The following is a 12678-nucleotide window of genomic DNA, read 5'->3' as shown; positions in this document are numbered from 1 at the left end:
ACGAAATGATTGAATCCAGCACCGAAAGCCAGCCATGCGCCCTCGTTACAAGAATGTGAAAATGTTCCGCCGTTCACGGGTGATGTGGGGATCCTGGCGCATCTGGGAGCCGCGACTGGTCTTCTGGTTCGGCGCTCTGGCCATCGGTGTCATTTCAGTGCTTTTTGCCCGTGCTGCCGACCGGGCGCAGGAACTGTTCGATACGCTACGCCATACGACGGAATTCTCGCCCTATCTGCCGCTGATCATCACGCCGCTCGGCTTCATGTTCTGCTCCTATATCGCCTCCACGGTATTCCCCAATTCGCAAGGCTCCGGCATTCCGCAGGCCATCGCAGCTCGGCACCTTCATGAGCCGCAGCTGCAGCACCGGCTCCTCAATCTCAGAATTGTTATCGGCAAAATCGCTCTTACCATTGTCGGCCTGTTCTGCGGCGCCTCGATCGGCCGTGAGGGCCCGACCGTGCAGGTCGGTGCCTCGATCATGATCCAGACTGCGCGGCTTGGGAAAATGATCCAGACAAAGGGGCTGATTGTAGCCGGTTCAGCAGCCGGTATCGCCGCCGCCTTCAACACACCGCTTGCCGGTATCGTGTTCGCCATTGAGGAAATGAGCCGTTCTTACGAATCGCGCGCCAATGGGTTGGTGATCTCGGCCATCGTGCTCTCCGGTCTTGCCGCCATCGGGCTTGCAGGCAACTACACCTATTTCGGCTATGCCTCGGCAATCGCCGTCAAGCCGGAGGACTGGCTGGCCGTGGTGATCTGCGGCGTTGGCGGTGGTGTTCTCGGCGGCCTCTTTTCACTTTATTCGCTCAAGGCCGCCCGGCGGCTGAAGCGCTGGGCCCAGCCGGCTCCGGTCAAGCGCATGGCACTGTTCGCCGGCCTTTGCGGCCTAATCATCGCCGTGATCGGCATCGGCTTTGGCGGTGAAACCTTCGGCACCGGCTACTCCCAGGCCAAGACCGTGATTGAGGGCGGTTCGATCAATCCCGGCTATTTTGTCGGCAAGCTGGTCGCGACCTTCCTGTCGCTTGCCTCCGGCATCCCCGGCGGCCTGTTCGCCCCATCGCTTTCCGTTGGCGCCGGCTTCGGCTCTTCGGTCGCGACCGTGCTCGGCATTTCCGTCAGCCTCGGCGCCATTCTCGGCATGGCCGGCTATTTCGCCGGTGTCGTCCAGTCGCCGATGACGGCTTTCGTCATCATCCTCGAAATGACTGACAATCACGACGGCATCATCACCCTGATGGCCACGTCGATGCTTGGCTATATTGCTTCACGTGTCATTTCAGCCGAGCCGCTCTATCATGGCCTGTCCCGCGCCTTCATTGCCGACAGCATCAAATATCAGCGCGCTCAGGTGCGCACGACGGCCGACGACGGTGCCCCGGCCAAGGAAAAAGACGGGCCGGACGCGCCGCGTTCGGCTTGAGGGAAGTGTTTTTTCAAACAGCCCCTGAAGACGGCAAGCTTTTGCCGAGAACTGTCATTTCGCAAAATTCCGTTGGCTGGCGAAACTGTCGTAGTGTTGCGATAGTGTCGTCAGGAACCGGAAAGGCGATGACATGCAGGAAATTACGATTGAATCCGCTGAAACGCTGAATGACCAGCTCGCAGCCCTTGCGCTCGAAGAACGGCTGGCACTAGTTGCAGGTCTTGGCGGCGACGCGGTTTTCACCACAAGCCTTGGCTTTGAGGATCAGGTCATCACTGCCGCTATCGCCCTCAACGGGCTCGATATCCGCGTGGCAACCCTCGACACCGGGCGGCTTTTTGCCGAAACCTCCGCACTGATTTGCGAAACAGAGACACGCTTCGGCATCACAATCGAGCGTTTTCATCCCGAGGTGGCAGCAGTGACTGACTATGTCAGCCGCTACGGCCGCAATGGCTTTTATGACAGTGTTGAGGCCCGCCACGCCTGCTGTCTGATCAGAAAGCTGGCGCCGCTCGCACAGGCGCTGAAGGGTGCCGGTTTCTGGATCACCGGCCTTCGTCGCAGCCAGTCGGGAAACCGCGCCTCAACGCCCTTTGCCGAATATGATGCCGAGCGCAACCTCATCAAGATCAACCCGCTCGCGGACTGGTCGATCGAGGAGGTGAAGACCTATGTCGCCGACAATGCCATACCCACCAATCCACTGCATGAACGCGGCTACCCCTCGATTGGCTGCGAACCCTGCACGCGCGCAATCAAGCCCGGAGAACCGGAACGTGCCGGCCGCTGGTGGTGGGAGAACGATGCCAAGCGCGAATGCGGCCTGCATGTGGCACAGGCAGCCGGATAGCATCGGTGAATTCGCCCCATGGACATTTAAGAAACGCCGCAACAGATGCGGCGTAGGACTGTTGACAGAGCTGCCCCCTTTTTCTGTCGTCATGCCTGTGCTTGTCACAGGCATCCAGCCGGCGCGCGTCCGCGCGACGAAAGACACCGTCTATTCAATGTTTTATGAATCTGGATCCCCGTGACAAGCACGGGGATGACGACGGAGGGGGCGGCTATTCACCCCAAACAGGCAAGCGGAATGGCTTTGTCAGCAATCTGACGCCGCAACAGATGCGGCGTTTTTAGTCCACGGTTCAGGCGTCAGGAACGTGTAGTCCGTCCTTCAATGATCGTCGCATCCAGACGGACCGCATCATTGGGCCTTTCGCCTTCGCTCATGAAGCGGATGATCAGTTCGGCAGCCTTCTCGCCGATTTCATAAAGCGGCACCTGAACGGTCGTCAGCGGCGCATTTTTCATGCCGGCAAAACCCATTCCGTCATAACCGCAAATGCCAAAGTCTTCCGGCACTCTGAGACCCAGCTGTAGCGAACGGAAATAGACGCCAAGCGCCAGTTCATCGCTGTGACAGAAAGCGGCATCGACATCCGGCTGTTCGGCATGAATCCGATCGAGAAGCTCCATGCCGAATTCCAGTGAATGCTCGCGCTCGGAATCAATCACCAGAGCGGGATCATAGAGCCCGGCATCGACGAGCGCGTCACGATAGCCGTCAAACCGCCGGCGAGAGCGGATATCTTTGCTGGCACCCAGTGATGCGATGCGCCGATATCCCTTTGAAATCAGCATACGGGTGGCAGCGGCTGCGGCATCCCGATGACAAATGCCAACACCCATATCCAGCGGATCAAGGCTCGTATCCATCATCTGAACAACCGGGCAGTCAATTTCGGCAATCAGCTTCTTGTTCACCGGAAACTCGGCAAAGCTCTCAATGATGATGCCTGCCGGGTTCTGGGCCAGAAACAGCTTGAGCTGCTGCGCTTCTTCGGCCGCATTCAGGCCGGTATTGGCAAATTGCGTGCGCAGATCGGAGCGCTGAAAGCGATCTTCCACGCCTTTTGCCGCAAGAGAAAAGGCGCGTGAACCGAGAATTGGACCAAGAACCGCGACCACCCCGCTGTGACGGCTGGCCAGTGACCGCGCCGCGAAATTGGGTACATAACCAATGTCGTCAACGATGGAAAGGATCTGCTCGCGCAGCTTGTCGCTTACCTTCTGGGGCTCTCTGAGAGCGCGTGAAACCGTGATCGGGCTGACACCTGCGATATTGGCGACATCATTCAATGTGGTTCTCGGCTTGGAACCACCACGCTGACGAGAAGACAAATACATACCCCTTTTCATTCGCCCACGGCGCTTTGCCAATCAGATCCGACACCGCATCTTTCATAGCCGAAAGCCTTGGCGCAATACATGCTCAACGAGAAACCAACGCAGTCACCCCAAATTTGTTCCAACAGATCAGGTGCTCAAATTTTTTTCAACGCCCGGCGAAATACTTGCCGAAAGCACTGTCGAATCATTCATTACAAATACATATTAGTAAAATGCGATAATCGAGCAAGCTCGCTCGCGTCCACACCTGCGCATAAATCGGTTCAGCCAAGTAAGGATTTCAGATCTGTGCCTGGATCGGCGATCAGCGCGGCGGGCGGGTTGATGCCCGATGCCAGCATTTTCTTGGCAGAAACATAAGCTTTTGCGTCATTGACAGCATCCACGGCCAGCAGTTCACCGCCCCGGAAATACCAGACCGAGACGGCACCTTCACGCTGTCCCGGCCGCGTCACTGTTCGGTCATAGCCCTGATTGAATCCGGCAATCTGCAGTTTGACATCATACTGATCCGACCAGAACCAGGGTTCAGGCTGATAGGGCCTGTCACTGCCGGACAGGATCAGGGCGACGGCCTCGCCCTGATCAACGGCATTGGGCACCGATTCCAGACGAATACGGGCGCCGCGGAATGGCAGTTCGGTACAATCGCCAACCGCGAAAATCGCAGGATCGGAGGTTGTGGCATGGTCATCAACAACAATACCATTGGCGACCTCAAGGCCCGCATCCTTGGCCAGCTGATCATTTGGTGTCACGCCAATGCCAACAACGACGATATCAGCAGCAATCACCGTGCCGTCGGACAGCATGGCGCCGGTCACCCTACCGTTCTCGCCGACAAGCCGTTCCAGTCCGGTTTGTTCACGGATCGTCACGCCATGCGATTGATGGATGGCGCGCATAATCTCGGCCGTTGCGGGGGAAGCCACGCGCTTGAGAATGCGATCGGCCATTTCGATGACGGTCACCGAAAGACCTAATTTCCGGGCCACGGCTGCGGCCTCCAGCCCGACATAGCCACCACCGACCACCAGGAGCGATTTACCTTCCTGCATCACCTCGGCGAGACTGTCTGCATCGTCCTTGTCACGCATGACGAAAACACCATCAAGATCCCCGCCAATGGCAGACGGCAGGCTGCGCGGCGTCGCACCTGTCGCAATCACCAGATGGTCATAGGCGATCACCTCGCCATTCTGCATCACCACCGTTTTGGCCGTCCGGTCGATCGCCTCGACGAAATGACCAAGCCTGAGATCGACCTCATTTTCCGCGTACCACGTCTCGGGGCGGAACATCAGCCGGTCGAAGCTCATCTCACCAAGCAGATATTTCTTCGACAGCGGCGGGCGCTGATAGGGCGGCACGGTTTCAGAACCGATCATGGTGATGGGACGTTCATCCTTCAGCGCCCTGAGCTTCGCGGCCACCGCAAAGCCGCCCTGCCCTGCACCCACGATTACCAAACGTCCAGCCAATGCCTGCTCCTGTCACACGATCGCAAAATTCATCTGCCCTGCTTAAGTCCGCGTCCCCAAAGCGTCAATTCCGCCAGTTCCATCAAATAGGCATCAGCCTGCGCGCGCAAAGCGTCCCCTGACGCAAAAAGCCCGGGCTTTCCGGCCCGGGCCCAAACTGTTGACAAAGCTTTCCAATCCCCTCTGACGTCATATCTGTGCCTGACACAGATATCCAGCAGCCGTGCGTCTGCACGGCGAAAGACTCTTACAATCCAATGCCTCGAAGAGCCTGGATCCCCGTGGACCAAGCACGGGGATGACGACGGAGGGAGGGGCTATTCCACCTCAAACATGCAAGCTGAATGACTTAGTCAGCAATCCGAGCCGGGGCCTTGCGGCTCGGGCTTTTCAAAATCAGGATAATCCCGAATGGATCAGAGATTGTTCTTGCGCTGCTGGATCATCATGAACTTGTCGAAAGAAAACTCGGCAAGCTGCATCCACAGATAGGCATCCTTCTTGAATTCGATCTGGCTGTCATAGATCTTCTTGAAGGTCGGATTATCGGCCGAAATCTGGGCAAAGACTTCCTTGGAGGCAGCATAGGCTGCTTCCATGATGTCGTCGCTGAAAGGCTTGAGAACAGCGCCCTGGGCCACGAGCTCACGCAGGGCCTTCGGGTTCTTGGCGTCATACTGCGCCAGAACATCGAGGTTCACGGCATCGCAGGCATCAATCAGGATACGCTGATAGTTCTTTGGCAGGCTTTCGAACTTTTCCTTGTTCATGAAAGCGTGGATGGTCGGACCACCTTCCCACCATGCCGGATAGTAATAGTATTTTGCGACCTTGACGAGGCCGAGGCTCAGATCGTCATAGGGGCCAACGAATTCGCTGGCATCAATCGAGCCGCGTTCAAGCGCCGAATAGACATCGCCGCCGGCAATCTGCTGCGGGGTGACGCCGAGCTTTGCCATGACCTGGCCGGCGAGCCCGGCGATACGCATTTTCAGCCCCTTGAGGTCTTCGACCGTATTGATCTCCTTGCGGAACCAGCCGCCCATCTGGGCACCCGTGTTACCGGCCGGACGGCCAACAAGACCCTGCGTGGCGAAGAATTCGTCAAACAGCTCATTGCCGCCACCCTGGTAGAGCCAGGCATTCTTCAGACGTGCATTCATGCCGAAGGGAACGGCCGTTCCAAGACCGTAGGTCATGTCCTGACCGATATAGTAATAGGACGGCGTGTGGCACATTTCGATCGTATCGTCGCGCACGGCATCCAGAACCTGAAGCGGCGGAACGATCTCGCCACCGGCATAGACCTGGAGCTTGAACTTGCCGTCCGTCGCTTCAGCCACTCGATCGGCAATGCCAGTCGAAGCGCTGTAGAGAATGTCAAGCGACTGCGGAAATGCAGAGGAAAGACGCCAGTTGATCTCAGGGCTTTCCTGAGCAATGGCAGGGGCTGCCAGCGCAGCCGGGACGAGGGCACCCGCCGAAGCGACGCCCGCTTTTTTGAAGAATGTGCGGCGGTCCATGGATGGTTTCCTGCTTCATGTTTCTTGGGGCCTGGGCCGGGAAAACGATCCCGGCTGTACCGTACCGCGCGGTACTAATTACTTTTGTTCAGACTTTCAAGCCCCCACCACCGGAAATTGCCGCGTTGCAGCAACTTTCTTGCCATATTTACCTGACGAAGTGAAATTTTCCGCGCGAAACAGGCGGTCCAATGCGATTTTTATTGCGAAACGCCACCCGTCGCATCGCTCTATAGCGGCTCACGGCACTGCGGCAAGCGGCTACGACCACAATAGACCTCCGCGAAATAGCCTCGGGATAAGTCTTTTTTGATACGCAGCTATACGAATTTGTCGTTGATTTGACACAGCATCGGCCTATTTAGGCGTTAAGAAGCGCGTCTGTACAACCGTTGCGCCCATCCTGAGACAAGACACACTACGCGGCATCCCGTGCGAAGACCCGCGCAGTCACACAGAAAGAAACCCATATGACCGGCAGAACATCGTCGGAAATGCGATCCGCGGCAAAAACCGCGGGCGGCAGAAAAGCGACACCAAAAGAAGACACGCCCGATCTTGTGATCCGTGGTGCGACGCTTGTCGACGTGATTACGGGCGAACAGCGCGCCGCCGATGTGTGTATCAAGGAAAGCCGGATCTCGGCTGTCCTGCTGCCGGGTAGCGCGGGCGCTGCCGCGCGCGAAATTGATGCCTGCGGCCTGTTTCTCGCGCCCGGTTTCATCGACATGGCAGCACGCATCGAAACGGCCATGATCTCTCCGCAGCAATATACCGATTCCGTTCTGCTTCACGGCGTCACCACTGCCGTCTGGCGCGCAAACGAGCTGCCGTCAGATAAATCCGCCCAGATGAACGGCGCCGGATCCAGCGGAAACCTGCGTCTGCTCAGCACGGTTGACGATCTCGGCGGCAATGACAGCTTCGTCATAGCAGCTTCCGCGGCCGAACTCACCGCCATGCTGCGTGACGGCCTTTCCGTCATTATTGACGGCTCCTACCCCCAGGCACTGCCCGATTTTGTCAAGGCGCTGAAACGGCTGCCGCAATTTCCGCTGACGCTGACGCTTTCAAGTGGCCACTGCCTGCCGGACACACTTGACCGTGAGGGCGGACTGATCGCGCTGATGCAGCGCCTCGTGCGCAACGGCCTCTCCCCGGTCCACGTCATCAAGGCCGCGACCATCAATGCTGCAATCGCCCTTGGCCGCCGGGAACTCGGCGTCGTCGCACCGGGACGGACGGCTGATCTCGTCCTGCTTGAAGATGTGAACGACCTTACCATTCACACCGTCATTGCCGGTGGAACAATTGTCGGCAAGAAGGCACCGAGGCGAACCGTCATTGCAGCCACGACAGGCAGCGCACCGCTGAGCTGCGGCCACGTCTCGGCTGATCTCTTCAGCATCAAGACAGACGATCCCGCAATCCCGGTCGCCGCAGCCCCCGGCGATGCCCCCCACGCACAGATGGAGGGTAAAATCCGCAAAGGGCGGCTCGACCTTCCCGATGATGTGGTGATGGTAGCCCTGATCGATCCGCACGCGAAACGCGTGCAAAAACCGGAAGTCCATTTCATTTCCGGCTTCGGGCGCTGGCGTGGCGCCTTCGCCACCACGCTGTCCTACGCGCCGGGCAAGCTTCTTGTTATTGGCCGCTCGGAACAGGACATGGCCGTGGCGGCCAATTCCGTCATCGATGCTGGCGGCGGCATGGCCATTGCGGCCGATGGCTGGGTCAACGCGCTGATGGCGCTGCCGATAAACAATGGCGGCAATATGCGCTCCCTGCCGGAAGCGGCCGAAGCGCTTGCGACAATCCGGGAGGCGCTGGCAACGGTGGTCGACTGGCCGCAGCCCTTCATGCTGTTCCGGCTGCTGACGGGCCTTACCCCCAACGCTCGCCCGCCTGCCGCCAACGAAGCGACAAGAGAACGGCCGCGCATTTCCATCGTTGCTGCCGGGTGAAACCGGCAATATGCCCGGCTTCAGAAAACACATTCATGATCCCCGCGACAGAACAATTGCCGCGGGGCGCGTGATCGCTGCAATCAAACCCGAGGCTACCCCCTCCCGCCTTCTTGATCATTCCAAACCGCCAGCCGCGCAGGCCTGATTGTACTCCGGCACAGGGTCCTTTCTGCAGAACACCCCATCTCGTCTCCTGCCTCTTCTCGTCTAGCCCAGCCACATCCCCGGCCGTACTGTCTCCTTCTTCACTGTTTGGACCGATAAAGGTTCTCATTGCCGAAACGCTCCGCCCATGATATGACTGACTGGTCAGTCAGAAAATGGGATAGCATTATAGTGACCAAAACGGAGCGGAAACGGCAGGCCATGCCGCCGGAAGAGCGGCGCCGCATCATCCTCGATGCAGCGCTGACCGTGTTTGCGGAAAAAGGCTTCGCCAATGCCCGGATCGAGGATATCGCGCGGCTCGCCGGTATCGGCAAAGGAACGGTCTACCTCTATTTCTCTGACAAACAGGCGCTTTTCATGGGGCTGATCTCCGCCATGATGACGCCAATGCTGGATCGGGCGGGCGATTTCGTCGCCCAGTCTCATCTTTCGGCGCGCGAAACACTTTCGGTGGTCTATGGACTGATCGAGGCCGAGATCCTCAGCACCCGCAAGCGCGACCTTCTGCGCCTCGTCGTCACCGAAATGGGCAATTTCCCCGAACTTGCCGCCTACTATCATCAAAATCTGGTCGGGCCCGGTCTGTCGCTTCTCAAGACCCTTCTGGAGCGTGCAGGCAGGACCGGCGAACTGCGTTCGGCGGCCGTGCTTGATGCCCCGCAGATCGTCTTTTCGCCGATTGTCATGAGCGTGGTCTGGGATATGCTGTTTCAGCCTTACGGCACATTCAATGCCCGCGCCGCCTTTGCATTCATGCTCGATTCTCTCTTTTCTCCCGCTGAAGGAGCGGAGCAATGAAGCGTTTCATCGCGATCGTCGCCGTGCTTGTCGCTGGCCTTTCGGCAGCACTCTATTTCTTTGCCCCAAGGACCGGTCAGGGCTGGCTTGGCTATGTGGAGGCCGACATGCTCTATATCGGCGCGCCATCGACAGCGCGGCTGACGTCACTGAGCGTCACCGAGGGTGACGAAGCGCAGGCAGGACAGGTGCTGTTCACGCTTGAAAGTACCTCAGAACAGGCCGCTGTTGACACGGCAGAAGCCACGCTTGCACGGCAGGAAGCGGCCCTTTCACTGGCAAAAGCCCCGCAGGACAGGCCGGAAGAGCTGCAACAGCTTCAGGCCGCCAAGGCGGAAGCGGAAGCCGCCCTCACCTATGCCAAACAGGCGCTGGAGCGCGCCCGTTCGCTCTATCAGCAGCAAACCGGTACCAAAGCCAATCTCGACAATGCCGTCAGCAGCTTCGAACAGGCAAAGGCCGCACTCGACAAGATCAACGCTCAGATCGCGCTTGGCAAACTGCCGCAACGTGACGAAAATATCGCGGAAGCGGAACACGCCGTCGCCGCAGCCAAATCCGATCTCGCTGCGGCCAAAGCCGTTGTTGCGCTGAAAACCATCTCGGCGCCCGCCTCCGGCAGCGTGCAGGAAACCTATTACCGTACCGGCGAAGTCGCGCCCGCCGGCCGGCCGATCGTGGCGCTTCTGCCGCCCGGCAATATCAATATCGAATTCTTTGTCCCTGAAGGCGACATCGCCAGTTTGAAGGTCGGGGACAAGGTGGCGCTGTCCTGCGATGGCTGTAACGGTGAAATGGCGACCATCAGCTTCATCGCCCAATCAGCCGAATATACGCCGCCGGAGATCTTCTCGCGCGAGGAACGCGCCAAAATGGTCTACCGGCTGAAGGCCAGGCCTGACGATCCGCTATCGCTGCCCGTTGGCCTTCCGCTCAGCGTTTCCAAAGCCGGAATGAAGCCATGAGCGATGCGGGCGAAAATGTCATCGATGTTCACGAGCTTTCGAAAAGCTTTTCCGGCAAGACCGTGGTCGACAAGCTGTCCATGTCGGTGAAAAAGGGCACGATCCACGGCTTTCTCGGTCCCAACGGCTCCGGAAAGACCACAACGATCCGGATGTTGTGCGGATTGCTGACGCCCGATTCCGGCACCGGCACCTGCCTTGGTCTTGATATCACGAAAGACGGCGAACGGATCCGTCGGCGGGTCGGCTACATGACCCAGCGCTTCTCACTTTATCAGGACCTGACAATCCGCGAGAACCTTGAATTTGTCGCCCGCATTCATGGCCTGAAGGATCCGAAAAAACGCGCCTCACAGGCAATAGAAAAGCTCGGTCTCGGCGGCCGTGAAAGACAGCTCGCCGGCAATCTTTCCGGCGGCTGGAAGCAGCGGCTGGCTCTTGGCGCCTGCACACTGCCCGATCCCGACCTGCTGCTGCTGGACGAACCGACCGCTGGCGTCGACCCCAAAGCGCGGCGCGAATTCTGGGCCGAAATCCATGCGCTGGCCGCTGACGGTCTCTCCGTTCTCGTCTCGACCCACTATATGGACGAGGCGGAACGCTGCCATGAGATCGCCTATCTGGCCTATGGCAAGCTCGTCGTTACCGGCTCGGTCGATGACGTAGTCGCCGCTTCCGGCCTGCACGCCTGGATGATTTCAGGGCCGGATGTGCACCAGCTGCAGGGCGAGCTTGAACATCTTGACGGGATCGACCTCGTCGCCCCCTTCGGAGCCTCGCTGCATGTCTGCGGCCATGATGCCGCCCTTCTGCAGCAGTCGCTTGCGCCCTATGCCGCGCGCAGCGATATCCGCTGTGTCTCGGGCGAAGCGACGCTGGAGGACGCCTTCATCTACCTCATGAATGCCTCGAAGGATAATTTCGATGATGACTGAACGGGGATCCCTTGCCGCTTCCTTCAACCGGTTCCGGGCGATGACCATCAAGGAATTCATCCAGATGACCCGCGACCGGCTGACTTTGGGCATGATGGTGATGCTGCCGATCATGCAATTGCTGCTGTTCGGCTTTGCCATCAACACCACGCCGCACCACCTGCCCACCGCAGTCATGATGTCGGAAAGCACCGACACTTCGCGCGCCATCATTGCCGCGCTGAAGAATACGGATTTCTTCGATATCACCGAAACCGTGACCCGCCCTGAGGACATGGACCGGCTGCTGGAATCCGGCAAGGTTCTGTTTGTCGTGGAAATCCCGCCCAATTTCGAGCGCGACATGCGCCGCGGCCTGTCGCCGGCGCTGCTGGTGGCAGCCGACGCGACCGACCCGGTGGCCTCATCCTCGGCACTCGGGGCGCTTTCCGGCATCATCTCCACCTCGGTTGCGGGCCTTCGCCATGTCCGCATCGAGGCGGCAACCGATCCGCCCTATCAGATCATCCAGCATCGCCGTTACAATCCGGCCGGAAAGTCGACGCTCAACATCATTCCCGGCCTGCTCGGCACCATCCTCACCATGACGCTGGTGGTCTTCACCGCGCTTGCCGTGACCCGAGAGACCGAGCGCGGCACGATGGAAAACCTGCTCGCCATGCCGATCACGCCGCTGGAGATCATGCTCGGCAAGATCACCCCCTACGTGCTGATCGGATTGATGCAGGCGCTTCTAATCATCACCTTCGGCCTGTTCATCTTCCGCGTGCCGGTGCTGGGCGATCCATGGTCGCTGGTCGGGCTGACGCTGTTATTTGTCATCACCAATCTGTCGATCGGCTACACCTTCTCCACAATCGCCGCCAATCAGCTTCAGGCCGTGCAGATGTCGGTGATGTATTTCCTGCCGAGCATCCTTCTGTCCGGCTTCATGTTCCCCTTCGACGGCATGCCGAAATGGGCGCAATATCTGGGTGAATGCCTGCCGCTGACCCATTATCTCCGGATCGTGCGCGCGATCATGCTGAAAGGCGCCGATATCACCCTGCTTGGCTATGATTCCATGGTGCTGGCCGTCATCGCCATCATCGCCATCATTATCGCCGTGACCCGTTTCCACACCACGCTCGACTGACGCAGCCGGGGCCAGTTCGCCTGATGTGCGGCAACGGGGACACGGATACACTGCAAGCGCGAAATGCGCTCAAAT

At 58.8% G+C, this 12678-nt stretch carries 10 protein-coding genes; 7 read left to right on the top strand and 3 right to left on the bottom strand.

The window, feature by feature from the left end:
• Nucleotides 1-34 precede the first annotated feature (34 nt).
• Complete coding sequence (locus FJU08_RS11395) at nt 35-1432, top strand: chloride channel protein (protein ID WP_141149138.1); 1398 nt, start codon at nt 35-37, stop codon at nt 1430-1432.
• 133 nt (nt 1433-1565) lie between these two features.
• Entirely contained in the window at nt 1566-2288 is a 723-nt protein-coding gene (locus FJU08_RS11390; protein WP_141149137.1) for a phosphoadenylyl-sulfate reductase, read from the top strand.
• A 302-nt stretch (nt 2289-2590) separates the two neighbouring features.
• Here the strand turns inward: FJU08_RS11390 and FJU08_RS11385 are convergent, their stop codons facing one another.
• The 3 genes from FJU08_RS11385 to FJU08_RS11375 all read right to left on the bottom strand — a co-directional run bounded on the left by FJU08_RS11385 (nt 2591) and on the right by FJU08_RS11375 (nt 6632).
• Nucleotides 2591-3625: a LacI family DNA-binding transcriptional regulator gene (locus tag FJU08_RS11385; RefSeq protein WP_181409821.1), complete on the bottom strand. Its 1035-nt coding sequence runs from the start codon at nt 3623-3625 to the stop codon at nt 2591-2593.
• 266 nt (nt 3626-3891) lie between these two features.
• Nucleotides 3892-5109, bottom strand: a complete 1218-nt coding sequence (locus FJU08_RS11380) for an NAD(P)/FAD-dependent oxidoreductase (RefSeq protein ID WP_141149135.1) — start codon at nt 5107-5109, stop codon at nt 3892-3894.
• A 416-nt stretch (nt 5110-5525) separates the two neighbouring features.
• Nucleotides 5526-6632 (bottom strand): TRAP transporter substrate-binding protein, encoded by a 1107-nt coding sequence (locus FJU08_RS11375; RefSeq protein WP_141149134.1) that lies wholly within the window; start codon nt 6630-6632, stop codon nt 5526-5528.
• A gap of 470 nt (nt 6633-7102) precedes the next feature.
• On the opposite strand from FJU08_RS11375, the gene FJU08_RS11370 reads away from it, so the two are divergent.
• The 5 genes from FJU08_RS11370 (at nt 7103) to FJU08_RS11350 (ending at nt 12603) form a co-directional block, all read left to right on the top strand.
• Nucleotides 7103-8599, top strand: coding sequence for an adenine deaminase C-terminal domain-containing protein (locus tag FJU08_RS11370; RefSeq protein WP_141149133.1), 1497 nt, complete (start codon nt 7103-7105; stop codon nt 8597-8599).
• Nucleotides 8600-8938: 339 nt separating this feature from the next.
• Nucleotides 8939-9568 (top strand): TetR/AcrR family transcriptional regulator, encoded by a 630-nt coding sequence (locus FJU08_RS11365; protein WP_181409820.1) that lies wholly within the window; start codon nt 8939-8941, stop codon nt 9566-9568.
• Nucleotides 9565-10533 carry an HlyD family secretion protein gene (locus FJU08_RS11360; protein ID WP_141149131.1) on the top strand — a complete coding sequence of 323 codons (969 nt, stop codon included), beginning with the start codon at nt 9565-9567 and terminating at the stop codon, nt 10531-10533. Before FJU08_RS11365 ends, FJU08_RS11360 begins: the two co-directional genes overlap by 4 nt.
• Complete coding sequence (locus FJU08_RS11355; RefSeq protein WP_141149130.1) at nt 10530-11468, top strand: ABC transporter ATP-binding protein; 939 nt, start codon at nt 10530-10532, stop codon at nt 11466-11468. The genes FJU08_RS11360 and FJU08_RS11355 overlap by 4 nt, the downstream gene beginning before the upstream one ends.
• A complete protein-coding gene (locus FJU08_RS11350) occupies nt 11458-12603 on the top strand; it encodes an ABC transporter permease (protein ID WP_141149129.1) in 1146 nt (381 codons plus the stop codon). The genes FJU08_RS11355 and FJU08_RS11350 overlap by 11 nt, the downstream gene beginning before the upstream one ends.
• Nucleotides 12604-12678: the final 75 nt, after the last annotated feature.

It is taken from the genome of Martelella alba, assembly GCF_006516955.1.
Lineage (GTDB): Bacteria > Pseudomonadota > Alphaproteobacteria > Rhizobiales > Rhizobiaceae > Martelella > Martelella alba.
Note: the sequence above shows the minus strand (reverse complement) of the source record. Positions and strands in the feature narration are given on the sequence as shown.

What these genes read in the sequence shown, in the direction of transcription:
- FJU08_RS11360 (WP_141149131.1), top strand. Translation starts at nt 9,565, where the DNA reads ATGAAGCGTTTCATCGCGATCGTCGCCGTGCTTGTCGCTGGCCTTTCG.
- FJU08_RS11390 (WP_141149137.1), top strand. Translation starts at nt 1,566, where the DNA reads ATGCAGGAAATTACGATTGAATCCGCTGAAACGCTGAATGACCAGCTC.
- FJU08_RS11395 (WP_141149138.1), top strand. Translation starts at nt 35, where the DNA reads ATGCGCCCTCGTTACAAGAATGTGAAAATGTTCCGCCGTTCACGGGTG.
- FJU08_RS11385 (WP_181409821.1), bottom strand. Translation starts at nt 3,625, where the DNA reads ATGTATTTGTCTTCTCGTCAGCGTGGTGGTTCCAAGCCGAGAACCACA.
- FJU08_RS11375 (WP_141149134.1), bottom strand. Translation starts at nt 6,632, where the DNA reads ATGGACCGCCGCACATTCTTCAAAAAAGCGGGCGTCGCTTCGGCGGGT.
- FJU08_RS11355 (WP_141149130.1), top strand. Translation starts at nt 10,530, where the DNA reads ATGAGCGATGCGGGCGAAAATGTCATCGATGTTCACGAGCTTTCGAAA.
- FJU08_RS11370 (WP_141149133.1), top strand. Translation starts at nt 7,103, where the DNA reads ATGACCGGCAGAACATCGTCGGAAATGCGATCCGCGGCAAAAACCGCG.
- FJU08_RS11350 (WP_141149129.1), top strand. Translation starts at nt 11,458, where the DNA reads ATGATGACTGAACGGGGATCCCTTGCCGCTTCCTTCAACCGGTTCCGG.